The 747-nt window shown below is 48.1% G+C and carries 1 pseudogene; it reads right to left on the bottom strand.

What is annotated here, in order from left to right:
- A pseudogene (locus A3729_RS08735) lies at positions 1–747 on the bottom strand (bifunctional prephenate dehydrogenase/3-phosphoshikimate 1-carboxyvinyltransferase); the annotation flags it as partial.

The following is a 747-nucleotide window of genomic DNA, read 5'->3' as shown; positions in this document are numbered from 1 at the left end:
CCCTCTCGCTTTACCGGATAACCAAAACCATTAAGCATACGCTCTGTATGGTCTCGAGTCGGCGCTGGCTCCTGAACCTGTGTTTCGCCATCAGCGTATAAGCCCGCCAATAACAAACAAGACTTAACTTGCGCACTGGCCATTGGCATATCATAACGAATACCTGCCAGAGTTTGAGAACCACTAATTTTTAGAGGCGGACGTCCACCTTCCGCAGACTCAATTTTCGCACCCATTTGACGTAATGGGCCAGCAACTCGCTCCATTGGCCGCTTAGATAAAGACTCATCACCCGTCAATTCCGTATCAAATTTTTGCCCGGCAAGTAGACCGGCAAATAAACGCATACCAGTTCCTGAGTTACCAAGGTAAAGTGGCCCAGGAGGCGCTTGAAGACCATGCAGACCAACACCATGAATCTTAACTCGCCCTTCTTCTGGCCCCTCAATTACAACCCCCATATCCCTAAAGGCCTGAAGTGTCGCCAGACTATCTTCGCCCTCAAGAAACCCTTCAACTTCCGTCACTCCTTCTGCAAGAGCGCCTAACATTATTGAACGATGGGAAATCGATTTATCGCCCGCTACTCGGATATTTCCGCGAACTTCACCGCCAGGTGCCATTTTGAACGTTACATTTTTAGTATTCATAGTATCGGTATACGACTGTCCGTTTAGTATTTTTGAAAAGTGCTCTCTCGCAGACTTAGCTCGCGTAAAAACGCCTAACAAGTGCTGACTATCGCCT

It is taken from the genome of Oleiphilus sp. HI0043 (assembly GCF_001634935.1).
The sequence above is the reverse complement of the archived record's forward strand: the minus strand, read 5'-3'. Positions and strand labels throughout refer to the sequence as shown.